This window comes from Segatella cerevisiae (assembly GCF_024054555.1).
Lineage (GTDB): Bacteria > Bacteroidota > Bacteroidia > Bacteroidales > Bacteroidaceae > Prevotella > Prevotella cerevisiae.
This window is the reverse complement of record NZ_JAMXLY010000016.1, coordinates 35921-61918: the sequence shown is the minus strand read 5'-3', so window position 1 is coordinate 61918 and position 25998 is coordinate 35921. Positions and strand designations below refer to the sequence as shown.

Below are 25998 nucleotides of genomic sequence, written 5' to 3'. Positions count from 1 at the left end.
CTGAAAAGGAGACTTCTTGCTTCTGATTCGACATATCTAAAGGATTAAAGGGTTTATACTGTGGCAAAGATACAAAAAATCCCTTTTCATTCCCTTTGGCGAAAGACGATCATGTACGTTTCATATAGCGGACACCTTCCATCCATTTTGCTTCCACCTTGTCCAGGTCTTTGAAATCTGACCATCCCAAGGCTTTGAGCATCCGCATATGACGGGCTTTATGAGCCTCATATTTTTCTTCGAAATGATCCAGAATGTCTCCCACACGCAATCCGGCACGACTGACCTTATCAGTATAGGCCGGTCCTATACCCTTTCCGGTAGTCCCAACCTTGTTCTTGCCTTTTGCAGCCTCAATGGCACGGTCGAGGATACGGTGGGTAGGCATAATCAGATGCGCCTTTTTGGAAATATGAAGGCGGTTCTTCAACGGATGACCACTCTTCTCCAATTCCTGTGCTTCCTCCATGAAAAGATCAGGAGCGAGGACTACCCCGTTTCCGATAATATTCACTTTACCACCTTGGAATATACCGGAAGGGATAGAACGAAGCACATATTTCTGACCCTCAAATTCCAAAGTGTGCCCGGCATTAGGGCCACCTTGGAAGCGAGCTACTACATCGTAATGAGGTGTGAGGACATCCACCACCTTACCTTTTCCTTCGTCGCCCCACTGCAAGCCGAGCAGGACATCAACTTTACCTGTATTCATTTCTTATTTGATAATTTTGACTTTTTGATCTTCTGAGTTCTATTTCGAGTTAGTTTTGCCTGACATGACGAACAGACACCGTAGATATAAAGAGAATAACGATCTTTACGAAAGCGCTTCAATTTCATGTCCTTTACCAACTGATCAATTTTCGGTGTATGCAAGACGGTTATTTTCCCGCATACTGAACAGATTTGGAAACTGTTGCCGTTACTGTCATAACTGGCTTCATAGAGGACACACTTCTGAAAGCGATGGCAACTGACCAACCTCAAATCCACAAACAAATGCATTGTATTGTAAAGCGTTGCCCTACTGACCCTAAAATTGCCCTTCTCCAGTTGAGTATCTAAATCTGCAAGTGAGAAATAACCTGCCATATTGTATATTGCGTCCAGTATGGTATACCTTTCCGGTGTCCGGCGATGGTGACTGGTAGTCAAATAACTGTCCAATATATCTCTCGCTTTGAATTTAATGTTGGCTTTCATATTGAGTTTATCACTACTGACTCACAAATGTACAAATAATTAATCAAAACAGGAACATAAAATTTTAAAAAAGTGAAACTCTGCAAACAAAAAGAGGATTGGATGGCCTGAGTGTCATCCAATCCTCTTGAAACAAGGTCTCACTCTCCGTCAAGATTGCAGGAACCGGTCGGCTTCTATAGCAGCCATTGCACCTGTAGCGGCAGCTACGACACCTTGCTGATAAACGGAATCTGCAACGTCACCTGCCGCAAATATACCCGGCAAGGAAGTGACGCAAGTCCCCGGTTGTACCTTGACATAACCTTTTTCATCCAATTGCAACCAGTCTTTAAACAACTGGACATTGGGCGTATGCCCGATACCCAGGAAAAAGCCGTCTATTGGGAGGTCATACTTTTTCTCGTCTGATTCACCTTTACGATAGATCAGATGAGCGCCCTCGACGCCTTTATCCCCATACAAACCCAGCGTATTCGTTTCAAAGAGTATCTCGATATTCGGCTGCTTCTTTACACGGTCCTGCATGATATCCGTTGCCCTCAAGAAAGGTTTGCGGACAATCATATAAACCTTTTTAGCCAAAGAAGACAAATACATCGCCTCTTCACAGGCCGTATCTCCGCCTCCTACCACAGCTACTGTTTTCTTCCGATAGAAGAAACCGTCGCAAGTCGCGCAAGCGCTGACACCTTGACCGGCATATTTCTTTTCATCCGGGAGCCCCAGATATTTTGCTGAAGCACCAGTCGCAATGATGACTGTCTCAGCTGCTATCTCTTTGCCACTGTCGTCAGTGAGCAGATACGGGCGCTTGGAGAAATCCACTTTTTCAATGCTCCCGTCACGGATATCAGCACCAAATTTGGCAGCCTGTTCCTTGAGATCGATCATCAGTTGATTCCCGTCAACACCATTAGGATAACCGGGGAAGTTCTCAACCATTGTCGTTGTCGTCAACTGTCCACCGGGTTGAAGGCCTGAATACAGAACTGGTGACAGATTAGATCTTCCTGCATAGATTGCAGCCGTATAACCGGCAGGTCCACTGCCAACAATCAGAGTCTTTACTTTTTCCATTTTATATGAAGTTTTTTATTCCTGAAATATTTTATTTCTTTTATACAAAAGTAAGAAAATTCCGGGATATAAGCAGGGAATGTTAACCCACTTTAACCTAATAGAAAGATAATTTTCGGGGGAATTTAAAAGCATAAAAAAAAAGATTAGTTATCTCACGACAACCAATCTTTAACCTTAATAATCTAATACCATGAAAAACACGATGCAAAGGTAATAAAATTCCAATATAGGCAATACTTTTACTCTTATTATTTTCGGAAAACAGCCATCTATTGATATAAATCAACTCCAAAACTCTTTTTCGGGCATATTGTGAGCGGTAAAGCATCTGAAGGTGAAAATCCGGATAAAAAATGCGTGGTTGCTCAGATCAGATATATTGTTTTCTCGATTGTGAAAAAACTTAAGGATAGAATGAAATACCACGTCTAAGGGTAAGTCCAAACGCCTTCCCCTTAATGAGGTCACCCCCCTATCGTCAGCTGGAAAAAGACTGGTCAGATAAGATCAAACCTTTTTGCCCTGTTACTAATCAATCGTAGCGCTCAATTCAACAAGAGAAGGATCATGAGACAAGATCAGATTGGCAGACAAAAAAATGCCCCAAGACGTTTGGACGTCTCAGGGCACCTCTATTTCCTATGAGGAAGTTACCTTACCTCAATTAAGCATCAAGTTCATCTCCGGCGTTTCATCAGCAAACAGGAACTCGGCGAGTTCACTAATCGTCAGGACCTTTGCATTTTCCAAAGGAAGGTCTGTGGCTTTAGCTTTCCCATCCTCTATCCCGATATACTGATTGTTCATTCTGATATGCCGGTCATTATGGATCCGGAAATTCATTTTCAGGTCAGGGTGCACTTGGGCATAGACATCGAGAGCCTTTTGGGCATTGATGACCCTGATCATTGCAGGGATCGAATGCTCTTGAATAGGGGTATCCGCCGGTACCCTACTGATATCTTCCTGAATGACCTCATAACCTTTCCGATCGTGTAACAAGACACAGTCCTTGGTTTTCTGCCATTTGTCAAAGTCCTCAAAGGTCATCTTCCGGATATTTTCAGGCGGAGACGTACACGTGATCTTCTGGACGTAGCCACAAGAAGCATACCAGTTGTATAGCCACTTTTCAGCGGGGATCAAGGTGGCGAAGACCACCCCCTCATAATATAAGGTGTCGTGCGCCTGCTGCATCAAACTCGTTCCGATGTTCTGTCTGCGAAAGGCTTCATCCACACTCACCCCACTGATATAAACTGTTTTTACGACACACTGATGAATACGCATATCATAAGGCAGGGTCTGGAGTGCTCCCACGACTTTTCCCCCGATCTGACTCACGATGTTGTATTCGTTTTGGTACACTTTATCGAAATACAGATTGATGAAATCCTCCGTATCCTTGAAAGTTTTACGCCAAAGTTCCTTGACCTCGTTCTTGATCCTGTTCTGATCGACAAACTGCGCCAGCGGCTGACTCTCGGTAATGGAATATTTCTCCAGGAGAATATCCGGTTTATATGACAATTTAGAGCGTCTCAGCCCTTCATCGCCGAGATCCTCTTCCCGATTGATATACAAGTATTGCTCGGGCAGGTGTTTGACAAATTCTTCATTGATAATGGAAAAAGAACCTTGATAATTGATGTCTGCCTTTTCCACACAGACGTCAAAAGTATTCTGATTGATCGGGCAGCCATAGGTAAATGCGATAAGCTGGCCTTTTACGAAAATTGAGCCTCCTGTGATATCGAGATCATCCCAATACATGAAAACCCTTGTCATAGACCGCAGTTCTTCTGCGAGTTGTGCCTCTACCTCACTATTCTCATCAACGTCGGCCATGTTCTTTCGCCATTTGGCTTCGAGTTGCATACATTGCGGAATCATCTCTTTGGTCAGTGGCCGGTATTCATAATCAGGATACAACGCTTTGAACTTATTGATATGGTTGCGCTTGCTTTGTAATTTCTTTCCAGACAAGTTGATGAGTTTGTCCCGCAGATAGATATAATCAAAATAGTCTCTTTGAGGCAAGCAATCGAAAATGCCCGGCATCCCTTTTTCCAAGGAGTCAACCATCTCCTGACAAACCCCGATCATCAGGAAAGGCCTCCCCATAGCGATGGCATCTTCCCGAAGTTGTTCTATCACCGCCACCGGACACGGGGAATCATCCGGTACACTATAAGTGCCATCTGCCTGAGGCACAGGTTTTGGAATAGGCGCCATATAAGCCAAATGTCTACCCGTATGGAATCGGAATATCAGATAATCATCTATGACAGCATACTGAGTATCATACAGGAAACGCCAACTGATAATATTCGCAAATGACAAATCACAATTTCGTCGTTTCCCCCATAAAGTATAATGTTGTATGAACTCCCTATCTCCCGTTCTTACATCCGAAAATTTAATCATGTCTTTAGGTTATGGAAGCCTTTCTTCCTATAACGTCATTTTACTGGTTAAGTAAAGTTGTCTTTTGTTTGACATAGTTTGCGAAAGCGGCATCGAAAGCCTGCCGGTCTTCTGCAGGTACATCCTGAGTACGTATAAAACTCTTGTAATAACTTCTGATGTCCTTGCGCATCTGGATCTGATCCAAGTTGCCGTTTTGCTTTTGTGCAAAATAGACGCGGAATATCTTATCCAGTCCTTCAGTAAACTTGGCATTGATAGCCGGGTCCAGATCACTTGCAGCAGCCTGACCTGTCGTATCCGGGGCCTGGGTCTGTTGTGGTTCAGGTGCAGCTGTCCTACTTTCAGGAACAGTATCCGTCGTGTCCTTGACAGCCTCTGTGGATGTCGAATCCTTTTCGCTCGAAGGAGAGCCGTTCTTGGAAAAGAGGATGACTGCCACCAAGATAATAACGATGAGGATGATGCCGACCACGAGAACACCTTTCTTCTTGGAGCCGCCCTCAGAACCTTCATGATTCAGGTCCTTGAGAAAAGTTTCAATGTCCAGATAACGTTCAGACCTGCCAAAGCGGCAGCATCTGTCAATGACATCCGGATATTCAGAGTACATCCCCAGGTCCTTCATGATCATTCCCAAAGAATAAATATCCGTCCTGCCGTCTACGGCAATCGTGCCGTCACGCTGCTCAGGGGCTGCATACCTCAACGAACTGGAAGGTTCGGAGAGATTATCGGCATAAGATACCCTGAAGTCAATCAACTTGACCTGATTATCCTTGGTGATCAGAATGTTCGAAGGTTTCAGATTGCGGTGCACGATATTCTTTCCGTGAATATAATCCAAAGCGTCGGCAATCTGCTCTACGATATCTTTTTTCTCAGCCGAGGTATGGTTTTCTGCAATATAGTCCTTCAGAGACCTGCCGTCGATGTATTCCAAGACGATGCATTTCCCATACTCCGGGTGATCAATAAAATCTATATATTTTTCAATATGCGGATGATCGAGATGATTGGCTGTAAGGAATTCCTTTTTCAAAAGGTGCTGTTCCTGGACCTTATCCCGATAAGGCTCTTTGAGTCCCTTCAGGACTACCCATTGGTCACCTTGATGGCATTTAATGAATCTATAAATGCCGGAAGATGGAATTTCCGTATAATCCGTATAGTTGATCTGTGACTCCCCTTTCTGATTTTCTTTCTGGCTGTCTACAGGTTCTTTATCATCTTTATCCATAAGTCTTTAGTCTTTGAAGATATTCTTATTAAAATCTGTCACAAAGGTAACACAATTCTTTTTAATGGAGAAAAAACAAGACAGAATATTCATTTATTTCTATAAAAAATCCGATCTTCTTATCGTTGCTGATCACTTCCAAGCCATTGATGAGGAATCCTCCTCAGAGAACGGGCAAAAGCATTGACGCTTTCTCCAGTTTCCTCAAGGCTTTGTTCCTGATTTGACGAACCCGTTCACGCTTCCAGCCGTTCTTTTCGCCTACCTGAGCCATGGTGAGTTTGTCTCCTCCAATGCCGTATATGCCACAGATGACAGTACGTTCACGGTCATCCAACAGTTCCAGCAGTTTCTTCACGCTTTCAGAATTGGAATCTGCCCACAACTGAGCATCAGTTCGAGGCGTATTCTTATCCTCTATCACGTGAAGGAGTTTCATCGTACTGTTCTGGCTGCCTCTAGGAACGCGCTCATCCAAGCTTCTTGAAGCTTGGAACCCGTAGCTTTTCAAGGCCTTCTCTATCGCTTCTTTGATGAATCCCGACGCATAGTTGACAAAGTGTTTTGATTTCGACGCATCATAAGTTTGAGCCGCCTTGATCATCCCCATATTTCCTTCGCCGACGAGGTCTTCAAAGTCCAACCCTTGATTTGTATAATGAAGAGCTAAAGAATAGACATATCCTTGATTGTCATTGACAAGCTTCTGTATCGTTTTCTGATCGTTCATAATAAAATGAAGTTTATTATTCTATTTCACAAAGATAGTCAAATTGGACGGAATGGAATATTTCATTCACTATCTTTAACAAATATGGACACCAAAAAAGTGACATAGAGAGCTACAAAATTGTATATTTGTAAACCTAAAATCAAAAGTGAAAATGAAAACGAGTAAATTCCTTCTTGTCCTGATGATCTTTTTCCTTGTCTTGCCTGTCAAATCCGAGAATCAGGAAAGTCGGAAGCGGTTGAAGGTAGGCCTTGTCCTGGGGGGCGGTGGAGCCAAGGGGGCTGCTGAAGCAGGTGTTCTGAAGATCATCGAAGAAACGGGAATGCCGATCGATTATATTGCCGGGACGAGTATCGGTTCCATTGTAGGGGGGCTATATGCCTGTGGGTACCGCTCCGCAGATCTCGATACCCTATTCTGCTCGCAGAACTGGAAAACGCTCCTCGCCGACAGAAATAGGGAGTTTGACGGGACTATTCTGAAGAAGAAAGACGGCATCACTTATTTTTTCGGTTTTCCCATCAGCCGTAAGAAGAGCAAATCAATTGAAGGGAATTTGGGAGCTATTCGAGGGGACAGTGTCGTGGCTTTTCTGGACCGACTCGTCAAAAGACCGGATTCCATTGATTTCCGCCAACTCCCTATTCCTTTTTCCTGTGTGGCAGTAGACCTGACAACCATGACAGAGGTTGTCCTGAAGAGCGGCAGACTGTCTCAAGCCATGCGTGCAAGTATGGCAATACCTGGCGTTTACACCCCTGAACAAATCGGAGATTATCGGTTGATAGACGGCGGGACGCTCAACAATCTTCCCGTAGACGTTGTCCGGGCAATGGGAGCTGATGTCGTCATCGCCATTGACTTGACGCAAAACAAACGCCAAGTGAGGGACAAGAGCATGAATCATAAACGGAAAGGTCTCAGTTGGCTGATTGAATGGGCCACACGAAGGCCAGATTTGGTGAAGTACAATCAGAACATCAAGGACTGTGACGTCTATATCAACCCCGACCTCAAAGGTTTCAATGCCGCCAGTTTCTCTCCGGAGAAAATCCAGGAGATGATCCAGCGTGGTGAAGCGGCAGGAGAAAAAGCAAGAGACCAACTTGTCGCTCTCAAGAAACGGGTTGACCGAAGTCGCAGCAAAACAATATCCAAATGAAATGAGCAGGAAAAACCGTTTGTCCTCCTGCTCTCTTTTTGAAATCAAAGTTTGCCACTGCGTCTACGGTAAAAACTCAAGAAAGGACGCATACCACACCTTTTTCTAATAGCATACAGTCGTCCCGATCTCATGTCGGAAAGTCACATTCAGAGTGGACGATCGGTCCCGACTGGTTCTATCTTGTCACCATCTTCTATTAATTTCACTTCTTGTTGGTCGCCAAAGCAAAGAAATAGTCACTCAAACGGTTCATATATTTCAGAATTTCCGCATCCACGGGATAGGAACGGTTGAGTGTCCAAAGCCGGCGCTCGCAAGTTCTCGTCTTACTCCTTGCCAAGTGCAGACATGCTGACAGGAGGTCACCGCCGGGGAGGACAAAATCAAATTTCTTATCCCCTGACAACTCGTCTATCCGATGTTCCAGATCTTCAGTGTCATCCTTCAATCGGATGGCTTTTACCTTTCCATTCTGTGGCAAAGCGACCATACTCATGATCTGTTTGAGATGCACTTGGACCGCCTGCAACTGATCGATCAAAGGATCCCCGTCCTTCAATAAGGCGACAACGATTCCAATGAAAGAATCCAGTTCGTCCATCTCTCCATTCGTCTCGATGCGGATATCATCTTTAGCCACTCTCTCCCCTTGTCTCAGCGAGGTATTGCCTTTGTCTCCACCCTTTGTATAAATTTTTACCATGAAGTTTTTTCTTAGAACGTTTATCTCTTTTTCGCAATCACATAGATGATCACCGGAGCACCGATCAAAGGTGTCACAGCGTTGAGCGGTATGACCCCATTCTCCCCTGGCAGACAACAGATGACGTTGCACAACAAGGCAATGATAGCACCTGTCAGGAGGGTGGCAGGGAGCAATTGCCTGTGATTGGACGTCGAGAGAATCATCCGGGCGATATGTGGCGTTGCCAGACCTATAAAAGCTATGGGACCGCAGAATGCGGTAGTCACGGCAGTCAGGATACCTGTGACAACCAATAGCCAGTTGCGGATCTGACGTGTGGAAAAACCCAGATTCTCTGCATACTGCTCTCCGAGGAGAATCGCATTCAGGGGTTTGATGAGCAGGATGGAAAGGAATAGTCCCACTGCGGTGACCGAAACGAAAACCGGCAGATCACTTAAAGAGACACTTCCGAAATTTCCCATTCCCCAGATCATATAGGATTTCACACCTTCGTCAGATGCGAAGAAGTTGAGCAGGGAGATCATAGAACCGGACAGATATCCGATCATGATTCCGATGATCAGAAGCATGATCGTATGATGGACAATGGTCGAAAAGAAAAAGATCACTCCGGTTACAATCATCGCCCCGGCAAATGCTCCCGCGAGGATCGCCAGATAACCCGAAATACTGTAAGAACCTGCAGTCACTGTGCCGCCCATGAACAGCATGACTATTGCCACGGCCAAGCCTGCACCACTGTTGATGCCGAACACATCAGGACCTGCAAGCGGATTTCTGAAAGCAGACTGCAGAAGCAAGCCACTCACGGCTAGTGCCGGACCTGCCAAGGTAGCAGTGATTGCCTGCGGTAAACGGGACTGGAGGATAATGAAGCGCCATGTCTCATTTTCAGGGTGATGCCCCAGCAGAATCCTCAGGACATCAGCTACTGGTATCCTGATGCTTCCAACTGCAAGGTTCAGGACAAACAGCATCACGATGAGGACCGCTGCCAGAATACAATATTTTATTCCTCTGTTCAAGACCCTACAAAATTACCCAATCTTTTTGAATTGGAGAAATCTCCTGCCGACTATTGCAACAATACTGGTTATCCGTTTAATTTCTTATAATACCGCAACCCTCCCCAATTTGTACCTGGATGCAGTATTTGGATCAAATCTCTCAAAAGGAAGTCCGGACGGAAAGGTGTCTGCTCAAAGAAAGGTACTTTAGAACTGTTGCACTCATAGATCTCACCGGTCTGAAAGGCCTTCAGGGCTCTATACCCCGGATATTCGGCCAAGAGTTGACTTTTGGTCATCGGTGAAGGTGCATCGTATTTAAATGCCCAGACATCCGAATTCCCGGCTTTTGCCAAAACCTGTTCGAAGGACAGAGACAAACTCCCACTGTGCTTGTCTTTTGAGAAAGCATATCGCCCGTGTGCATCTGCGATCATCTGTCCGATCGTGCTCGCCCCTCCCGGACAGTACCAAACACTGCCGGTCTTGAGCTCTGTGAGTATGGAGCGGCCTAAAGGCAGATGCGCAGCTCTCGTTTTAAGAGAAAGGTAGGTCTGACTCACAACTTGGAACAAGGAATCAGCTCTGTGCTCACACCCGAAGATCATACCATAGAACTTCATCCACTCTGCCCTACCCAAAGGAGAAGTCTCCATATAGTCGGCACATTCCACAATCGGCACACCTATCCGCTCTATTTTACCATAGCCCCCGCTATTATTAAAAGGTGAGAGCAGCAGAACTTCTGGTTTCAAACTGATGATCTTTTCAATGACCGGAGACATACTGTTACCGCAATCCGCGACCTTGCCCTGTTTTATACGTGACTGAACATCCGGGATCAAGATGTATTTCAGGTCACAGACCCCGGAAATGGCATTCGCCGCATGCAGATATTCCAGAAGTTGACAATGTGCCGTCGTCGCGATCATACTCCTGTTGACTGGCGTACGGATCACGTCTCCTTCAGGCAAATCCCGAGGCATTCTTTTTTCCGTCTTTGGGACGAGGATATACGTATGCAACAGTTGTCCTGCCTTCCATGGATTCTGGAGTTGTGCCACAGTATAATCCTTGTACTTGATGACGGTAATGCCTTTGGCATACTTGAAGGGGACAGTATCCCCTCCGACCGTGGAAGTTCTTGTCCTGGAATTTCCACAACCGAAAAGGATACTGCAAATAACAACAAAACTCAAATACCGTAATTGCTTCATATCTTATTAGTCAAGTGTTCAATTCACCTTGCCGTCAGGATTGAACAGCACATGTGTTGTCCCATAGCCGACATTCTGCAAGACCCGCAACTGTTTACCGTTTTTATCGAAGACATAGATGGAACAAGGTGCAAGATATTTTTCAGTATCCACCATATAGATATCTCCTGTTGAGGGATCGATACTCACTTGTCCGGGATTTGGCATTTTGTTCAGATCAGTTCCAGTAAACGTTGTCGTTTTTCCTGTAGAAATATCATAGCGGAAATAAGACACGGATGGGGCACTATAAAGCGCATAGATGCAGACCAGAGAATTTGACATCTGATCATATGCCATTACAGTAGCCGAAGCTATATGTGTCGCCTTGTCTGTATTGGCATCGATTACTTGGAGTTGATTGCCAGAATAATCCATATTGCTGATAAAGAAGACCTTGTCACCAACAGCAATCATCTGATCGTAAGGGTCCAACACAACAACAATATCCTTAGTCTTCTTGAACGACGCTTTGTCAATCACACTCACAGTATTACTACCAATCAATTCATAATCCGAATTGGCGACATAGATTTTATCATCAGCTATAGCAAGCCCTTCTGGATGGTCTCCCACTTGCACACTGTCTGTAATCGCATAATTAGTTGTGCTCATTTTGTAGACCTTTCCGGAATAAGCCGAGTAATACACATTGGTACCGTCTGTAACGATAGATCTCGGAGAACAGTTGCCTTTGAACTGGACAGTCTTGATAATCGTTCCGTCTAAGTTCAAGATTTCAATCTTATTGGCAGACGTACAAGTAACAAAGAGTTTGTTGCCTGTAATAACGGCATCTTGAGCATCACCCATTTCTTTTCCGTTGGCAGCTGAATAGATTTGAGATGTGACCCAGTCTTTATTTAAAGAGTCCAAACTCATAATGGATCCACTGTTAGTTTTATAATCTCCGTTGTTAATTATATACGCATAATGCGATGGCGTTGTGACCCCAGGATCAGTAACATTATCATCATCACTACTACAAGACCAAAGACTTACTGCTGCCACTAATAAAAATGACAGTTTCCATACAAACTTTTTCATATCAGGTTATTTTTAATTAATTAGATCTATTTATTCTTCAATACATTCTTTTTCAAAATCAGGAGTCCTCCTTCAGAATTTCACCGTAGCGGAGAACCGGAAAGTCATACCCGGCATAGGATAGAACCGAATGACCTCATAGTTTTTGTTTCCAAGATTCAGGAAATCCAGTTGCAGATGGAGTTGATCGGTCTTGCCCAAAGCCAGGTTCCTGGAGATAGAGATACTATGGTCGACAATGCTCGGCATATGGTTTTCCGGGCCGTTATAGGTCATCATGTACCTTGTTCCCGTCAACAGGAAATTATAGGTAAAGTCCACCCATGGAGAATGAATCATCACACTCGCACTGGCGGAATTCCTCGGAGTATAGGCAATTTGATTATTGTACGTGGGACCGCCTTTGGTGGTCTTGTCCAAGGCATGCAGGAAACCGTAGGTCAAGAGGAAATCAGTAGTCCAGTCCTTTGCCCATACCAAACCGGTATTCATCGTCACGTCAACACCCTGAGAATGGACCTTCCCAAGATTGGTCATTTTCCAGATGAACATTGTCGGAACTGCAACGATCTTATCGGTTACCAACCCATAATAGCCATCGGCAGTAAGCGCGATATGATCGACAAATCCTGAGAAATTTCTTGACCATGTCGTTCCGAAATTCCACTGACGTGTCTTCTCAGGTTTGAGTTTGGTATTGCCCATTAACAAATAATAGCGGTCGTTCAATGTAGGAGACCTGAAGATGTCCTTATAGGAAAGGCGGAATCGGAGTGGTTCGTTGAATGGCTGCCAAGACACACTGAAGGCCGGGCTCAGACGATGCAGGTCAGGAGCTGCCGTACTTTTACTGACTGTCTCATGAATGAAGGTGTACAACAGTGAGGCTGTAGCCGTCAACCGTTTCGTCTCATACTTGACGGCGAAGGCTGTCTGTGTATTTCTACGAATAGGGAAAGGACATCTGGCCAATGTCGTTGTCAGGTAATTATACTGATAATCCTCGGCCAGAGAAGCGCTCAGCCATCGGTTAAAATGATACAGGCCGGTGGAAGTCAAGTAGATCTCATTCTGCCGGTACCGCGTTTGTGTCGGCCCTGATGCCGGGACATCAAAATCACGCATCCATGAATAGTTCCACTTCGCTGCAGACTTCATTTGAAAACGGTCTGAAAAATCGTTCTCGTAAAGTGCTTGGATAAACACATTCTTTTCGGTCAGGCGTTCGGCACTATAAGTATTGTCATAAATGATTCCGCCGGGGACGCCTTTTTTGGAATTGAATCCATACACCTTGACATGAAGGGATTCCCGTGGAGTCATCAGCCAAGCTAGATTCATCTCTCCTCTCCAGGCATTGACGGTACTGTTATTGCGTATTTCGTTAATGGGTGACGTCCCGTTCATCATGTGATAACGGTAATTGCCGTCCACATGCTGATAACTGAAATAGGACGAGAGTTTGACCTTGCTGCTCAACCAGTCTGAAAGCAACACAGAGGGTTGCCACAACCCGTACGAACCCACTTTCAATGTTGTCGCTCCGGAAAAAGGATGCTTGGGATTATAGGATTCGCCATTGTCTGTCACAATGTTGATAGTTCCGGCGGACGCGTATTGCCGGGCACTCTCGAAGATATCATCCTGTTGACCGATGGTCAGATACAACCAGGAGACATTATCTAACGTGAAACGCGACAAGTCAACTTGCCCAGACTGGCAGTCACCAATTTCTACTCCATCATAATTGACACCGGTATGCTGGGAGCCAAGTCCCCTGATATTGACGGTCTTCAGGCCGCCTATACCACCATAGTCCTGAACCTGGACTCCCGCAAAATGCTTCAAGGCTTCAGAGACGTCGACCACTCCCATCCTCTCCATTTGAGAATGGCTCATAACTTCTACCGGAGATCCCGATTTCAAAGGGGATGGAACTGACTTACCATTGACCTCCACTCCTTCAAGGGCGTGTGAACGGAGGGAATCCTCCTGTGCCTGCATCGGTAATACACAGACACTAAAAGTCATGGCAAACACAACAATGAGAACTCTACTCATGAAATTTTGCAAACTTTATTATGGACTGATCCTAATCCCTCTCCTCGGAAGAATCAAGAAAAACAGACAACTGGCAGGTCTTCTGACTTGCAGCCTGAAACAATGGAACGGCCTTCCCGGCAAATACCAGTGGCACTTTGTTCCATCTAAAAAAGGCTACTTACAGCAGCGGGACTGTTCAGGTATTGCACCTGATTCCCTTTTGATCATTGGCAGATGAACCAATTGTCGCTGCAAAGGTATATAAAATATTTGAATTTCGGGGAAATATGTCCGCTTTTTATCTATAGCTGAATCCAGCGTACGGAAAAAATGCGCTCCCAACTTCTTCTTCTCCACAAAAGATTCTTTCCCTATACATTCAGACCATTATGGTGGATAATGGGTGACTAAAATGGTGGATATTGCTCTATATAAATAGGGAGACAAGGTTTTCACGTCCTCAAGGGACATAAAAACCATAGGGTCTTGATCTTGTTGCCTATCGTGCAAGTTTGAAGAAACCGGAATAATAGGAATGTAGAGAACTTCACTGATTGTGATGCAAAACTTTCGAAAACGGATACGACTCTGTCAAACACCTCAGTCCCTGAAATTCCGGTTTCCTGTCATCAAGGAATCAGACAACAGGAACTGATTTCAGAACCGGACAGGAGAAGAATCATCCTTCAACGGGAACAACCCGAAGAGTTCGCTGTCGAGGCGGTCTGTGATCTTGCGGAAATCTTCGATGCTCTCCTCAAAATGGATGTTGTCGCCATCGATAATCATCAGATTACCTTTATAATTCTTAATCCAATTCTCATAGCGCTCATTCAACCCTTTCAGGTAGTCTATGCGTATTCCCTTTTCGTACTCCCTGGCACGTTTTTGGATATGCCCGACCAGCGTTGGCACAGAGGAACGGATATAAATCAGTAAGTCCGGTAATTTCACGAGGGAGATCATCAGATCAAACAGGTCGATATAGTTGTCAAAATCACAGTCACTCATCAGTCCCATATCATGAAGGTTAGGTGCGAAGATACGGGCATCTTCGAAAATAGTCCGGTCCTGGATGATCGTATCCTTGCTCTTGGAAATTTCGACGACATCCTTAAAGCGTTTGCTCAGGAAATAGATTTGGATGTTGAACGACCAGCGTTTCATATCCTTATAGTAATCTTTAAGATAAGGATTATTGTCTACCGGTTCAAAGTGAGGTTTCCAACCATAACGCTTGGCGAGCATTTTCGTGAGCGTTGTCTTTCCGGCGCCAATGTTTCCAGCAACTGCAATATGCATTTTTTCAGATAGTTAAGTAAGTCGGATTAAATAATATGTTAATGTGATTCCGGTCTTGTTGTAGACGAATACAAGCCATAGATCTCGGCATCGATCTTCTCTGTTATCATACCGAAATCCCTGGGGACATGCTCGAAATCAAGTTCATCGACATCGATGATCAATATCCGGCCTTTATATTTGTGATAGATAAAATCTTTATAGAATTCGTTGAGGTGGTTCAGGTAATCCAAGGTCATCGTCCGCTCATAACTGCGGTCCCGCTTCTCAATGTTTTTCACAAGATGCGAAACCGAAGAACGCAGGTAGATCATCAGATCAGGCAGTTGGACCACGGACATCATGCACTGGAACAGATCCATATAGGTCTTGAAATCCAAGTCGGTCAGATAGCCCATGTCTCTGTTATTGGCAGCAAAGACATATACGCCCTCAAAAATCGAACGGTCCTGAACGACCGTTTCGTCAGTATTCCGGATCCGGAGGATATCCCGAAACCGTTGTTTGAGGAAATAGACTTCCGTATTGAAAGACCACCGATGGATATCCTGATAATATTTTGAGATATAGGGGTTATTCTCTACCGGCTCCAACATTTTTCTCCAACCGTAATGTCGGGACAGCATATTAGTCAAAGTCGTTTTCCCGCTTCCGATGTTTCCAGCAACTACTATATACACTTTTTCGTTATTTAATTGCAAAGGTAGAAAAAAACAAAGACGAGAGAAAGAAAACTTGAAATAAAAAGAATAAATATCCCGAAATAAGAGGAAAGAATTTCTTATTTGTTGACAAATATATCAATTTAATTTGCTACTTTTGCATCGCATTTGAGCAGAGTACACTATATTATGTAGTTATGTATTCAATAGGATATTAAAAAAGATAGTTTGAGGTAATGGGAATGAGACAGCTGAAAATTAATAGAAGTATTACAAATCGTTCTAGCGAAGCACTTGACAAGTACCTCGCAGAGATTGCACGTGAGCCAATGATCACCGTCGATGATGAAATCGAACTTGCCGAAAAGATCCGAAAGGGTGGCAGAGCTGGTGAACGGGCAAAGGAAAAGTTGGTGCGCGCCAACCTCCGATTTGTAGTCTCCGTAGCTAAGCAATACCAGCACCAGGGCCTTTCCCTGACAGACCTCATCGACGAAGGCAATATAGGTTTGGTAAAAGCCGCTGAAAAATTTGATGAGACCAGAGGATTCAAATTCATATCATACGCTGTATGGTGGATTCGTCAGAGTATCATGCAGGCCATAGCCGAACAAAGCCGAATCGTCCGCCTCCCTCTAAACCAGGTGGGAGCCGTAAGTAAGATCAGTCAGGCGACGAGTAAATTCGTCCAGAAGCATAACCGGCGGCCCTCTGTTCAGGAACTCTCTGAGATCCTGCATATGGATGAACTGAAAATTGAGCAAAGTCTCAATGCTGATTCCCACCACATGAGCATCGATGCCCCATTCGGTGACGACGATGACAACTCTATGGCTGATGTCCTGGCTTCCGGCAGTGATTCAAGGACTGACAAACAAGTGGACTATGAATCCATGAAGATCGATCTCGACAAGGTGCTTAACGGCGTTCTGAAAGACCGGGAATTGAAAATCCTCAAGGCTTGCTTCGGCATAGGTTGCCATGAAAGAGGCCTCGAGGAGATCGGTGAAGAGTTCGGCCTGACACGTGAACGTGTGAGACAAATCAGGGAAAAAAGCATTGCTAAGATCCGAGAAAGCGGCAACGCTAAGATCTTGATGAAATACTTGGGATAAACCAATTAGAATGAAGCACTTGACAAGAAAGAAAAATCTGTCAAGTGCTTTTTTTATCAGAGGAAATGTCATCCCGGAGCACTATGACATACCGGCATCAATAACACTTCCTATTATCCTTAAAAAGGCACTCCCCCATCCAATACCATCACAAAATCGACAGACAAGGAAATACTTTTTTATACTCAGATTGAAATTTTCAACAACCCGGAAATCATTCTTTTTCTGCAGACTGATATCCCGACAACCCGTGCAAGCCATCAGCCGGATGAAATCTTTCATTCATGAGATAGTGGGTGTCCGTCAACAGAACGCCGGAAGCTCTGTTCCACTAAACCTATGAGATCTATTCCGCTACACCTATTAAAATAGTTAACATATTGAAGTTTTCACGGCACAGCAGTTTCGAACCATTGCTTTTCCGGTCATATAGTTAATTAATAATAATATACCTCCCAAACAAATAGAGTTTTACAATAACTAAAATACCCGAACGTTAATACCATGATAAGTTTTCTTCCGAAAGGACTAATATGGTATGGTTTTTGTGGCTATAACCTTTTGAAAAGACTAAAGATATGAGACAACTGAAGATTCAAAAAAGTATAACAAACCGGGCTAGCGAGTCTCTGAACAATTATCTGGTGGAAATCGGGCGCATCCCGATGATCTCCATAGATGAAGAGACACAACTTGCAAGGATGATCAAAAAAGGAGGTAAGGAGGGTGAACGCGCTAAAGATAAACTTGTACGTGCCAACTTGCGCTTCGTCGTTTCTGTTGCCAAGCAATATCAGCATAAAGGTTTGTCTCTAACGGATCTTATAGATGAGGGTAATATCGGACTGGTGAAGGCTGCCGAAAAATTTGATGAGACGAGAGGATTCAAATTCATTTCCTACGCTGTATGGTGGATCAGACAGAGTATCATGCAGGCATTGGCCGAGCAGAGCAGGATGGTCCGCTTGCCTTTGAACCAAGTCGGTGCCTTATCGAAAATCAATTCGGAAATCTCCAACTTCGAACAGAAATTCCAGCGTAAACCCTCTGCAGACGAACTGGCGGAGTTGACTGACATCAACATAGACAAAATCGACAAGGCCATGAAAGCCGACAACCACGAGATGAGCATCGACGCGCCGTTCAGTGATGACGATGACAATTCCATGGCCGACATGCTGTCCTCTGACGACGATACACGTACTGACAAAAGAGCAGATGAAGAATCCATGAATTATGATATCGATTCCATCCTGAATCAGGTTTTAAGACCCCGTGAAATATCGATCATCAAGAAGAGTTTCGGTATCGGATGTGCCCAACAGGGATTGGAAGAGATCGGAGAAAGTTATGGTTTATCGCGGGAAAGGGTTCGTCAGATCAGAGAGAAAAGTATCATGAAAATCAGGAACAGCGGTTACGCCAAAATTCTTACGAAATATTTAGGATAGTCAACTTTCCGACTATCTTATTCCTATAATAAAAAATCCCCTTCCTGAAAAAACAGGAAGAGGAAACTATAAAGTTGGTATTTCTTTTATATCAGTTGATCACCTTCCTCACCGCCTCTTATTGATGAGGCTCTTTGAGGAGGTCATTGACGGTCTTTACCGGATTGAAAGTGATTAGCGGCACTTCCACAAAAACGGTATTCCAGTCACTCATGGCACCATTCCAAAGACCGGGCAGTTCCAATGCCTTGAGGTCACGGCCGTTCTTGCTCTTGTTGCTGACAAATCCTGTGGTACGATCCACATAATCCGGGAGATGATAGGGTTTGCCTTCAGCATCCTTTGTCGCACACACCAAGTCTACAGGGTTAAAGTGCGTACCGTGCCGGAACATCTCTACGGCTGCCGGATCCTCCTGATTGATCTGAGAAGATTCCAGGATCTGGGGACTGACCGTACCATCCTGATTATAAGCCAGGAAAGGTCCTCCGCCGGGTTCACCGACGTTTTTTACGACACCGCAGACACGGATAGGACGATGAAGTTTCTCTTTCAGGTAAATGACGAGTTCTGCATCCTCCAATTCCTTGATATCCGGTTTACGGCAACAGAGTTCCCGCTGCAGGAAATGGATGATATCTTCCAATTGCGCATGGTTATACTCCCCCTCGTCCAGCACCTTCATATAACTGAAGATCTTTTTCTGCAAGGTGACGAGCAGACCGGCCAAAACGCCTTTCCACTTCACCGTTTCAGGTTTTAAGCGGTCCTGAACGACATTGTCTATATTCTTGATGAAGATGACATCGGCATTGATCTCATTCAGATTCTCAATCAATGCGCCATGTCCTCCCGGACGGAACAGCAGCGTCCCGTCTGCATTTCTGAAAGGTGTCCCGTCAGGGTTGGCGGCAATTGTATCCGTTGACGGTTTTTGTTCGGAAAAACTGATGTCATACTTGATGCCGAATTTTGCCTCATATTGCCCTGCCTTCTCTGCCACCTTCTTCTTGAAAAGGGGAAGATGGTCATGGCTGACCGTGAAATGCACGTATGCTCTTCCATTAGAACTGGCATATAGGGCAGCCTCAACAAGGTGTTCCTCCATAGGTGTGCGTGTACCGTCCTTATAGCGATGGAACAGGAGCAGACCTTTGGGCAATTCTCCATAATCCAAGCCTTTTGCTTCAAGAAGATAAGACACCACGGTCTTGTAGGCCTTACTGTCTATCAATTCCAAGACACCTTTCCCCTCTTTATCTCTGCAAACCTTATCCAGAGCATCAAAGAAAGCGAAATTACGGATGTCTGTAAAGAATGTTTTTTCGAAATCAGTTGTAGGCACATCATAGTCGGCGTTGAGAAAAGCAAAGATATTCTTGAACATCCTGCTTGCCGCCCCTGAAGCGGGTACGAATTTGACAATGCGATGCCCCTTCTGCTTATAGTCTTCCCAAGCTTGGGAATAGGTCTCTATTTCTTCAGGACTTGGAGCCAGTATTCCTTTGCCCACTGCGGCTGCTGAGTCCAGATGAAGAAAAGGAAAACCGTTCTTGAGTTCGTCCAATTGATGATTAACTTGATCTACACTGATACCCTTTGCAGATATCTGTTTTATGTCTTCTTGATTTAGCATGACATTAACATTTGGATTAGTTAGGACAAATATAGTTACTTTTTCTGAAAAACCGAAATTTTTCAATAAAAAACAGTATCTTTGCGATAGAAATTAGTTCAATCTGCGCATGGACAACGAGGAAGAATTCAGTTTTACTCCAGAGGAGAAGAAAGAGGCTATTGATATCATCGAGCATCTCAAAACAGCCATTGGGGATTTTCTGAAGCCTGATGACCTGGACAAACTACGTCAATATATCAAAGACGGTATTGAAGAAAAGCATTTCCAGCGTGATGTCTTCGGGTTGAACCCCATCCTTCACGCTCTGCAGACCGCTCAGATCGCCGTTGACGAGATCGGATTGAAAAGAGACGGCGTCCTTGCTATCATTCTGTATCAAGGCGTCATCAACGGCTATTATACCCTCGAACAAATGAGGGAACAGTATGGCGACGGTACGGCACACATTATCCGGGGTCTCACCAGGATACATGATCTCTACAAAAAGAACCCTGTCATAGAAAGTGACAATTTCCGCAATCTTCTGATCTCCTTTTCAGAAGATATGCGCGTCATCCTGATTATGATCGCTGACCGCGTCAACGTCATGCGGCAGATCAGGGATACCAAGGCCGTCGAAGCCCGTCAGGAAGTGAGCGAAGAGGCAAGTTACCTCTATGCTCCCCTCGCCCACAAACTCGGCCTTTACCGATTGAAAATGGAATTGGAAGACTTGAGCCTCAAATACCTTAATCATGATGCTTATTACATGATCAAGGACAAACTCAATGCGACCAAACGTTCCAGGGATGCCTATATCGACCGTTTCATTCAACCGGTTAAAGAAAAACTTGAAGCTGCGGGACTCAAATTCAGGATTAAGGGCCGTACCAAGAGCATTCATTCCATCTGGCAGAAAATGCAAAAACAGAAATGCGGATTCGAAGGTATCTATGATCTCTTCGCGATCCGTATCATTCTCGATGCACCTACTACTCAGGAGAAGATGCAATGCTGGCAGGTCTACTCCATCGTCACTGATATGTACCAGCCTAATCCGAAAAGATTGAGGGACTGGTTGAGTGTGCCCAAATCCAATGGATATGAAAGCCTGCACATCACTGTTCTCGGCCCTGAAAAGAAATGGGTGGAAGTCCAGATCAGGACTGAGCGTATGGATGAGATCGCAGAACATGGCTTGGCTGCCCACTGGCGCTATAAGGGCATCAAGAGTGAAGGGGCTATTGACGAATGGCTCGCCAATATCCGGTCGGCCTTGGAAAACAATGACAACCTCCAACTCATGGATCAGTTCAGAATGGATCTGAATGAGGATGAGGTGTACGTGTTTACCCCGAAAGGTGATCTGCTCAAACTCCCCGCCGGTTCTACCGTTCTGGATCTTGCTTACCGGATTCACTCCAATATTGGGAATCACTGTGTGGGTGCCCGGATCAACGGAAGTGTCGTCAGTTTCAGAGAGACATTGCACTCAGGTGATCAGGTCGAGATATTGACCCAAAACAACCAGAAGCCGAAAAGGGATTGGCTGAACTATGTCAATACCAGTAAGGCCAGGTCCAAGATCCGCCTCGCACTGAAAGAGACACAGATCAAAGACGGACTTTATGCCAAGGAACTGTTGGAACGCCGGTTCAAGAACAAGAAGGTGAACATTGATGAAAGTGTCATGGGACACCTCATCAAGAAATTGGGATATAAAGAAATCAGCGACTTTTATAAAGACGTCTCAGACGGCAAACTTGACCCGAATGACATTATCGACAAATATCAGGAAGTCAGAGATCACCTTCTCAACATCAATAATCAAAAGGAAGCCAGGAGTGCCGAGGAATTCGAGTTCGAGGATCCTAATAATGAAGTCCTCATGAAGGATGAGGATGTCTTGACGATCGACCAAGACTTGAAAGGCATTGATTACAAATTGGCACAGTGCTGCCACCCTATTTACGGTGACCCGATCTTCGGTTTCGTGACGGTCAACGGTGGCATCACAATCCATCGTCAAGATTGTCCGAACGCACCCGAACTGCGCAAACGTTTCGGGTATCGCATCGTCAAAGCAAAATGGTCTGGAAAAGGTACACAGCAATATATGATCACACTCCGTATCATCGGCAATGATGATTTGGGAATAGTGAGCAATATCGCAAATGTGATTTCCAAAGAAGACAAACTGACAATGAGATCGATCAATATCGACAGTCACGACGGCCTCTTCTCAGGTAACATCGAAGTTTTGATCGGTGATGCCTCGAAAACCAATGCCTTGATCAAGAAATTGAGAACAATAAAAGGAATCAAACAGGTCATCCGACTCTAAGGGGAATACCTGCATAGACAAAAGGAACACGATAGAATACCAAGGCATAGAAATTGATGAGGTTTTCATATATATAAGAGGTATGAAACTCATATACCTGATGAAGATAGAGTTTGCCCGACAAACTCTATCTCAATTTGTTTCTTTTTGAAACCATTCTCAGCCGAATGTACAGATTTTCATTCAACCGTTTTGAGGGAAAGTCTGACCGTCGCAAGGAGTTTGTCCTTTGTTGCCTTGATCATCAGGATCACACTTTCACTTCTTTTTCCAATGTCAAGATAAGAGATATTAGACCTGACAGTTATTCCGTCATCTGCTTATTTATTACACACTTTGGGCAATCTGTGCAATAACTTTCTTCATACCTATAAAAAATCCCCTTCCTGCGACTCAAAACATGAATATTTTCAAGTTGCATTCTCTTATTTTCAAGAAATATGATTATCTTTGCACGGTCTTTAATAAAGGAAATCCGTGAATAAGAGCGGCTTTTCCACAAAGGATAATTGTAGAAATAATCATATTGTAATAATAGAATCTTATTATGAGCAAACAAGTTGAAAAGATTAAAGAGCTGGTCGCCAAACGCGAACAAGCCCGTCTTGGAGGAGGCCAAAAAGCCATAGACAAGCAACACGCACGGGGCAAGTATACTGCCAGAGAGCGTATTGACATGCTGGTTGACAAAGGGAGTTTCGAAGAATATGATATGTTCAAACTCCATCGTTGCCATCAGTTCGGCATGGAGAAGAAACAGGTTTATGGTGACGGCGTAGTAGCAGGTTCCGCAACCATCGACGGCCGTCTCGTATATATCTATGCTCAGGATTTCACAGTTCATGGCGGCTCTCTCTCAGAGACCATGTCTCAGAAAATGTGCAAGATCATGGATATGGCTATGAAGATGGGTGCTCCTGTCATTGGCATCAATGACTCCGGTGGTGCTCGTATTCAGGAAGGTATCGCTGCCCTCGCAGGATACGGGGAAATCTTCGAGCGCAATATTCTTGCCAGTGGAGTCATCCCGCAGATCAGTGCGATCATGGGGCCGTGTGCAGGCGGTGCCGTCTATTCCCCTGCCCTGACTGACTTTATCATGATGACTGAGGGTACCTCTTATATGTTCCTAACAGGCCCGAAGGTCGTGAAGACCGTTACGGGAGAAGTGATCGACGCTGAACATCTGGGTGGCGCCAGCGTGCACGCTTCCAAGAGTGGCGTAACGCATTTCACTGCTAAGACTGAAGAAGAGTGCATCGAACTCATCAAGACGCTTCTCTCTTACATTCCGTCCAATAATACAGAAGAGGCTCCCCGTGTGGAATGTAATGACCCGATAGACCGGACGGAAGATTCCCTGAACGAAATCATTCCGGAAGACCCTAACCAGGCTTATGACATGTATAAGGTCATCGCCGCCATTACCGACGAAGGAGAATTCTTCGAGGTCCAACCTAAGTTCGCAAAGAACATCATTACCGGTTTCGCACGTTTCAACGGACAGAGCGTAGGTATCGTCGCCAATCAACCTGCAGCCTATGCCGGTGTTCTCGATGTCAATGCCAGTCGTAAGGGAGCCAGATTCGTCCGCTTCTGCGACGCCTTCAATATTCCTATCGTATCTCTCGTAGATGTACCGGGATTCCTTCCGGGGACAGGTCAGGAATACAATGCCGTCATCTTGCACGGTGCCCAACTCCTCTATGCTTATGGTGAAGCTACAGTGCCTAAGATCACCGTCACTTTACGTAAAGCTTATGGCGGGAGCCATATCGTCATGGGGTGCAAACAGTTAAGGGCTGACCTGAACTATGCCTGGCCTTCTGCTGAGATCGCCGTTATGGGTGCCAGCGGTGCCGTTGCCATCCTTTGTGGAAAGGAAGCAAAGGCAAAGAAAGCTGCCGGTGAAGATGTCAAATCCTTCCTTGCAGAAAAGGAACAAGAATATACGGATACCTTTGCCAATCCTTATCAGGCTGCGCAGTTCGGCTACATCGATGATGTGATAGAGCCTCGCAATACCCGTTTCCGGATCTGCCGCGGATTGGCTCAACTGGCTACAAAGCGTCAGAGTCTCCCTGCCAAGAAACACGGCTGCATGCCAATGTAAAATCACCTGACTATGAAGAAAATCATGGATAAGAATATATATGCGGCAATAGCAATGGCCCTTTATGAATATGAAGGGAACAATGTGCACGACAAGGAATCCGGCACCATTACCATCAAGAAGCATCATACGCTATGGAATGCCAAATTCCAGAGTATGACAGCCAAGCCTTCCGCTAAATAAGAGTTTACAACTTCAAATTTCTATTACGAATGAAAGAATTCAAATATACCATCGATGGGAAAGAATACAAGGTAACGATCGGAGACATCGATGAAAATCATGTAGCTGACGTTACGGTAAACGGAGATTCTTTTAAGGTCCAAATGGAACAGCCTGCAGAGCCTGAAAAGAAGAAAGTGGTTCTCGGACAACCTGCAGCTGCTGAAGAAGAGGCTGCACCGGTATCTGCAGGAAACGTGGACAGCAGCAAAGCTGTCAAAGCTCCTCTGCCGGGCACGATCACGGGCATCAACGTGACTGTCGGCCAACAGGTCAAGGCCGGTGACACTCTCGTGGTCCTGGAAGCCATGAAGATGGCCAACAACATCGAAGCTGAAAAGGACGGAAAAGTGACTGCTGTCTGTGTAAAGGTTGGACAGGCAGTACGGGAGGAAGATCCTCTTGTCGTCATTGAATAATAACAGAGTTTTTAGAAACAAGGGCAGGTCTGAATACGGGCCTGCCCTTTTATATAAAGATGAAATGGACAAGGACAAACAGACAAAGAATGCTGTCATCATCGTGAGCGGAGGAATGGACTCCATCACCCTTTTGTATGACAAGAAAGATGAAATAGCCTTAGGCGTGAGTTTCGATTACGGGAGCAATCACAATGCACGGGAGATACCATTCGCCCGTTTACATTGCAAACGGTTGGGCATCCCTCACCTGACGATCAACCTGGATTTCATCCACCGCTATTTCAAAAGTTCGCTCTTGGAAGGCAGTGAGGCAATACCTGAGGGCAATTATGACGAAGAGAACATGAAATCTACAGTGGTGCCTTTCCGGAACGGGATCATGCTTTCCATCGCCATAGGTTTAGCTGAAAGCAAAGGCCTTCAACAAGTCATGATCGCCAATCACAATGGTGACCATACGATCTACCCGGACTGCCGGCCTGAATTCATAAGCGCCATAGACCAGGCAGCCACTGCCGGTACTTTCGCCCATGTGAGGGTGACTGCGCCTTATACGGAGATCTCCAAGGCAGACATCGCCCGTATCGGCAAGCGACTGGGCCTCAATTATGCAGAAACATGGAGCTGTTATAAGGGTGGAGAAAAGCAGTGTGGAAAATGCGGGACCTGCAGGGAACGGAAAGAAGCCCTGAAGGAAGCAGGCATTGACGACCCTACTGAATATGAAGAATAAACCCGAAATTGTCAAGCAGAGTTGACATTCAGACCGGACAATCGTCCGATTTCAAAAACCAATCGCAAAAAATATTAAAAACTACCGTTTTCATCTTATT

The 25998-nt window shown here is 45.0% G+C and carries 21 protein-coding genes, 1 pseudogene and 1 riboswitch; of the genes and pseudogenes, 8 read left to right on the top strand and 14 right to left on the bottom strand.

Features of this window, described 5'->3' with window-relative positions; genetic code table 11:
- Positions 1–118: 118 nt before the first annotated feature.
- The 6 genes and pseudogenes from NG821_RS05905 to NG821_RS05880 all read right to left on the bottom strand — a co-directional run.
- Positions 119–715: pseudogene (locus NG821_RS05905) on the bottom strand (adenylosuccinate synthetase); the annotation flags it as partial.
- Positions 712–1206, bottom strand: a complete 495-nt coding sequence (locus NG821_RS05900) for a Fur family transcriptional regulator (RefSeq protein WP_252760736.1) — start codon at positions 1204–1206, stop codon at positions 712–714. The gene NG821_RS05900 and the pseudogene NG821_RS05905, both read right to left, overlap by 4 nt.
- 150 nt (positions 1207–1356) lie before the next feature.
- Entirely contained in the window at positions 1357–2286 is a 930-nt protein-coding gene (gene trxB, locus NG821_RS05895; protein WP_252760735.1) for a thioredoxin-disulfide reductase, read from the bottom strand.
- A gap of 663 nt (positions 2287–2949) precedes the next feature.
- Complete coding sequence (locus NG821_RS05890) at positions 2950–4716, bottom strand: GNAT family N-acetyltransferase (protein ID WP_252760734.1); 1767 nt, start codon at positions 4714–4716, stop codon at positions 2950–2952.
- Positions 4717–4756: 40 nt separating this feature from the next.
- Positions 4757–5956, bottom strand: a complete 1200-nt coding sequence (locus NG821_RS05885; protein ID WP_252760733.1) for a serine/threonine-protein kinase — start codon at positions 5954–5956, stop codon at positions 4757–4759.
- A 163-nt stretch (positions 5957–6119) separates the two neighbouring features.
- The gene (locus NG821_RS05880) at positions 6120–6686 is read right to left on the bottom strand and encodes a sigma-70 family RNA polymerase sigma factor (protein ID WP_252760732.1); all 567 of its coding nucleotides are present in this window, start codon (positions 6684–6686) and stop codon (positions 6120–6122) included.
- Positions 6687–6840: 154 nt separating this feature from the next.
- Between NG821_RS05880 and NG821_RS05875 the strand changes: the two genes are divergently transcribed.
- Positions 6841–7851, top strand: coding sequence for a patatin-like phospholipase family protein (locus NG821_RS05875; protein ID WP_252760731.1), 1011 nt, complete (start codon positions 6841–6843; stop codon positions 7849–7851).
- 205 nt (positions 7852–8056) lie between these two features.
- Here NG821_RS05875 and NG821_RS05870 read toward each other — a convergent pair whose 3' ends face one another.
- From NG821_RS05870 to NG821_RS05840, 7 genes are all read right to left on the bottom strand, one after another.
- The gene (locus NG821_RS05870) at positions 8057–8557 is read right to left on the bottom strand and encodes a cob(I)yrinic acid a,c-diamide adenosyltransferase (protein ID WP_252760730.1); all 501 of its coding nucleotides are present in this window, start codon (positions 8555–8557) and stop codon (positions 8057–8059) included.
- A gap of 20 nt (positions 8558–8577) precedes the next feature.
- Positions 8578–9588 (bottom strand): iron ABC transporter permease, encoded by a 1011-nt coding sequence (locus NG821_RS05865; protein ID WP_252760729.1) that lies wholly within the window; start codon positions 9586–9588, stop codon positions 8578–8580.
- Between the two features lie 68 nt (positions 9589–9656).
- Positions 9657–10787 carry an ABC transporter substrate-binding protein gene (locus NG821_RS05860; protein ID WP_252760728.1) on the bottom strand — a complete coding sequence of 377 codons (1131 nt, stop codon included), beginning with the start codon at positions 10785–10787 and terminating at the stop codon, positions 9657–9659.
- Positions 10788–10805: 18 nt separating this feature from the next.
- Complete coding sequence (locus NG821_RS05855) at positions 10806–11873, bottom strand: YncE family protein (RefSeq protein ID WP_252760727.1); 1068 nt, start codon at positions 11871–11873, stop codon at positions 10806–10808.
- 72 nt (positions 11874–11945) lie between these two features.
- Complete coding sequence (locus NG821_RS05850; RefSeq protein WP_252760726.1) at positions 11946–13934, bottom strand: TonB-dependent receptor plug domain-containing protein; 1989 nt, start codon at positions 13932–13934, stop codon at positions 11946–11948.
- A gap of 55 nt (positions 13935–13989) precedes the next feature.
- Positions 13990–14175, bottom strand: a riboswitch (cobalamin riboswitch).
- 398 nt (positions 14176–14573) lie between these two features.
- Entirely contained in the window at positions 14574–15218 is a 645-nt protein-coding gene (locus tag NG821_RS05845; RefSeq protein WP_252760725.1) for a deoxynucleoside kinase, read from the bottom strand.
- A gap of 38 nt (positions 15219–15256) precedes the next feature.
- A complete protein-coding gene (locus tag NG821_RS05840; RefSeq protein WP_252760724.1) occupies positions 15257–15898 on the bottom strand; it encodes a deoxynucleoside kinase in 642 nt (213 codons plus the stop codon).
- A gap of 224 nt (positions 15899–16122) precedes the next feature.
- Here NG821_RS05840 and NG821_RS05835 point away from each other — a divergent pair, with 224 nt between their 5' ends.
- Complete coding sequence (locus NG821_RS05835) at positions 16123–16995, top strand: sigma-70 family RNA polymerase sigma factor (RefSeq protein ID WP_252760723.1); 873 nt, start codon at positions 16123–16125, stop codon at positions 16993–16995.
- A gap of 578 nt (positions 16996–17573) precedes the next feature.
- Positions 17574–18446: a sigma-70 family RNA polymerase sigma factor gene (locus tag NG821_RS05830; RefSeq protein WP_252760722.1), complete on the top strand. Its 873-nt coding sequence runs from the start codon at positions 17574–17576 to the stop codon at positions 18444–18446.
- A 118-nt stretch (positions 18447–18564) separates the two neighbouring features.
- On the opposite strand, the gene NG821_RS05825 is transcribed toward NG821_RS05830, so the two are convergent.
- Positions 18565–20082, bottom strand: a complete 1518-nt coding sequence (locus NG821_RS05825; RefSeq protein WP_252760721.1) for a DUF4301 family protein — start codon at positions 20080–20082, stop codon at positions 18565–18567.
- 109 nt (positions 20083–20191) lie between these two features.
- On the opposite strand from NG821_RS05825, the gene NG821_RS05820 reads away from it, so the two are divergent.
- The 5 genes from NG821_RS05820 to queC all read left to right on the top strand — a co-directional run bounded on the left by NG821_RS05820 (position 20192) and on the right by queC (position 25898).
- Positions 20192–22408: a RelA/SpoT family protein gene (locus NG821_RS05820; RefSeq protein WP_252760720.1), complete on the top strand. Its 2217-nt coding sequence runs from the start codon at positions 20192–20194 to the stop codon at positions 22406–22408.
- 547 nt (positions 22409–22955) lie between these two features.
- Complete coding sequence (locus NG821_RS05815; RefSeq protein ID WP_252760719.1) at positions 22956–24521, top strand: acyl-CoA carboxylase subunit beta; 1566 nt, start codon at positions 22956–22958, stop codon at positions 24519–24521.
- Between the two features lie 12 nt (positions 24522–24533).
- Positions 24534–24704 (top strand): hypothetical protein, encoded by a 171-nt coding sequence (locus tag NG821_RS05810; RefSeq protein WP_252760738.1) that lies wholly within the window; start codon positions 24534–24536, stop codon positions 24702–24704.
- A gap of 29 nt (positions 24705–24733) precedes the next feature.
- Complete coding sequence (locus tag NG821_RS05805; protein ID WP_252760718.1) at positions 24734–25162, top strand: biotin/lipoyl-containing protein; 429 nt, start codon at positions 24734–24736, stop codon at positions 25160–25162.
- Between the two features lie 64 nt (positions 25163–25226).
- Positions 25227–25898 (top strand): 7-cyano-7-deazaguanine synthase QueC, encoded by a 672-nt coding sequence (queC, locus tag NG821_RS05800; protein WP_252760717.1) that lies wholly within the window; start codon positions 25227–25229, stop codon positions 25896–25898.
- The last annotated feature ends 100 nt before the right edge of the window (positions 25899–25998 follow it).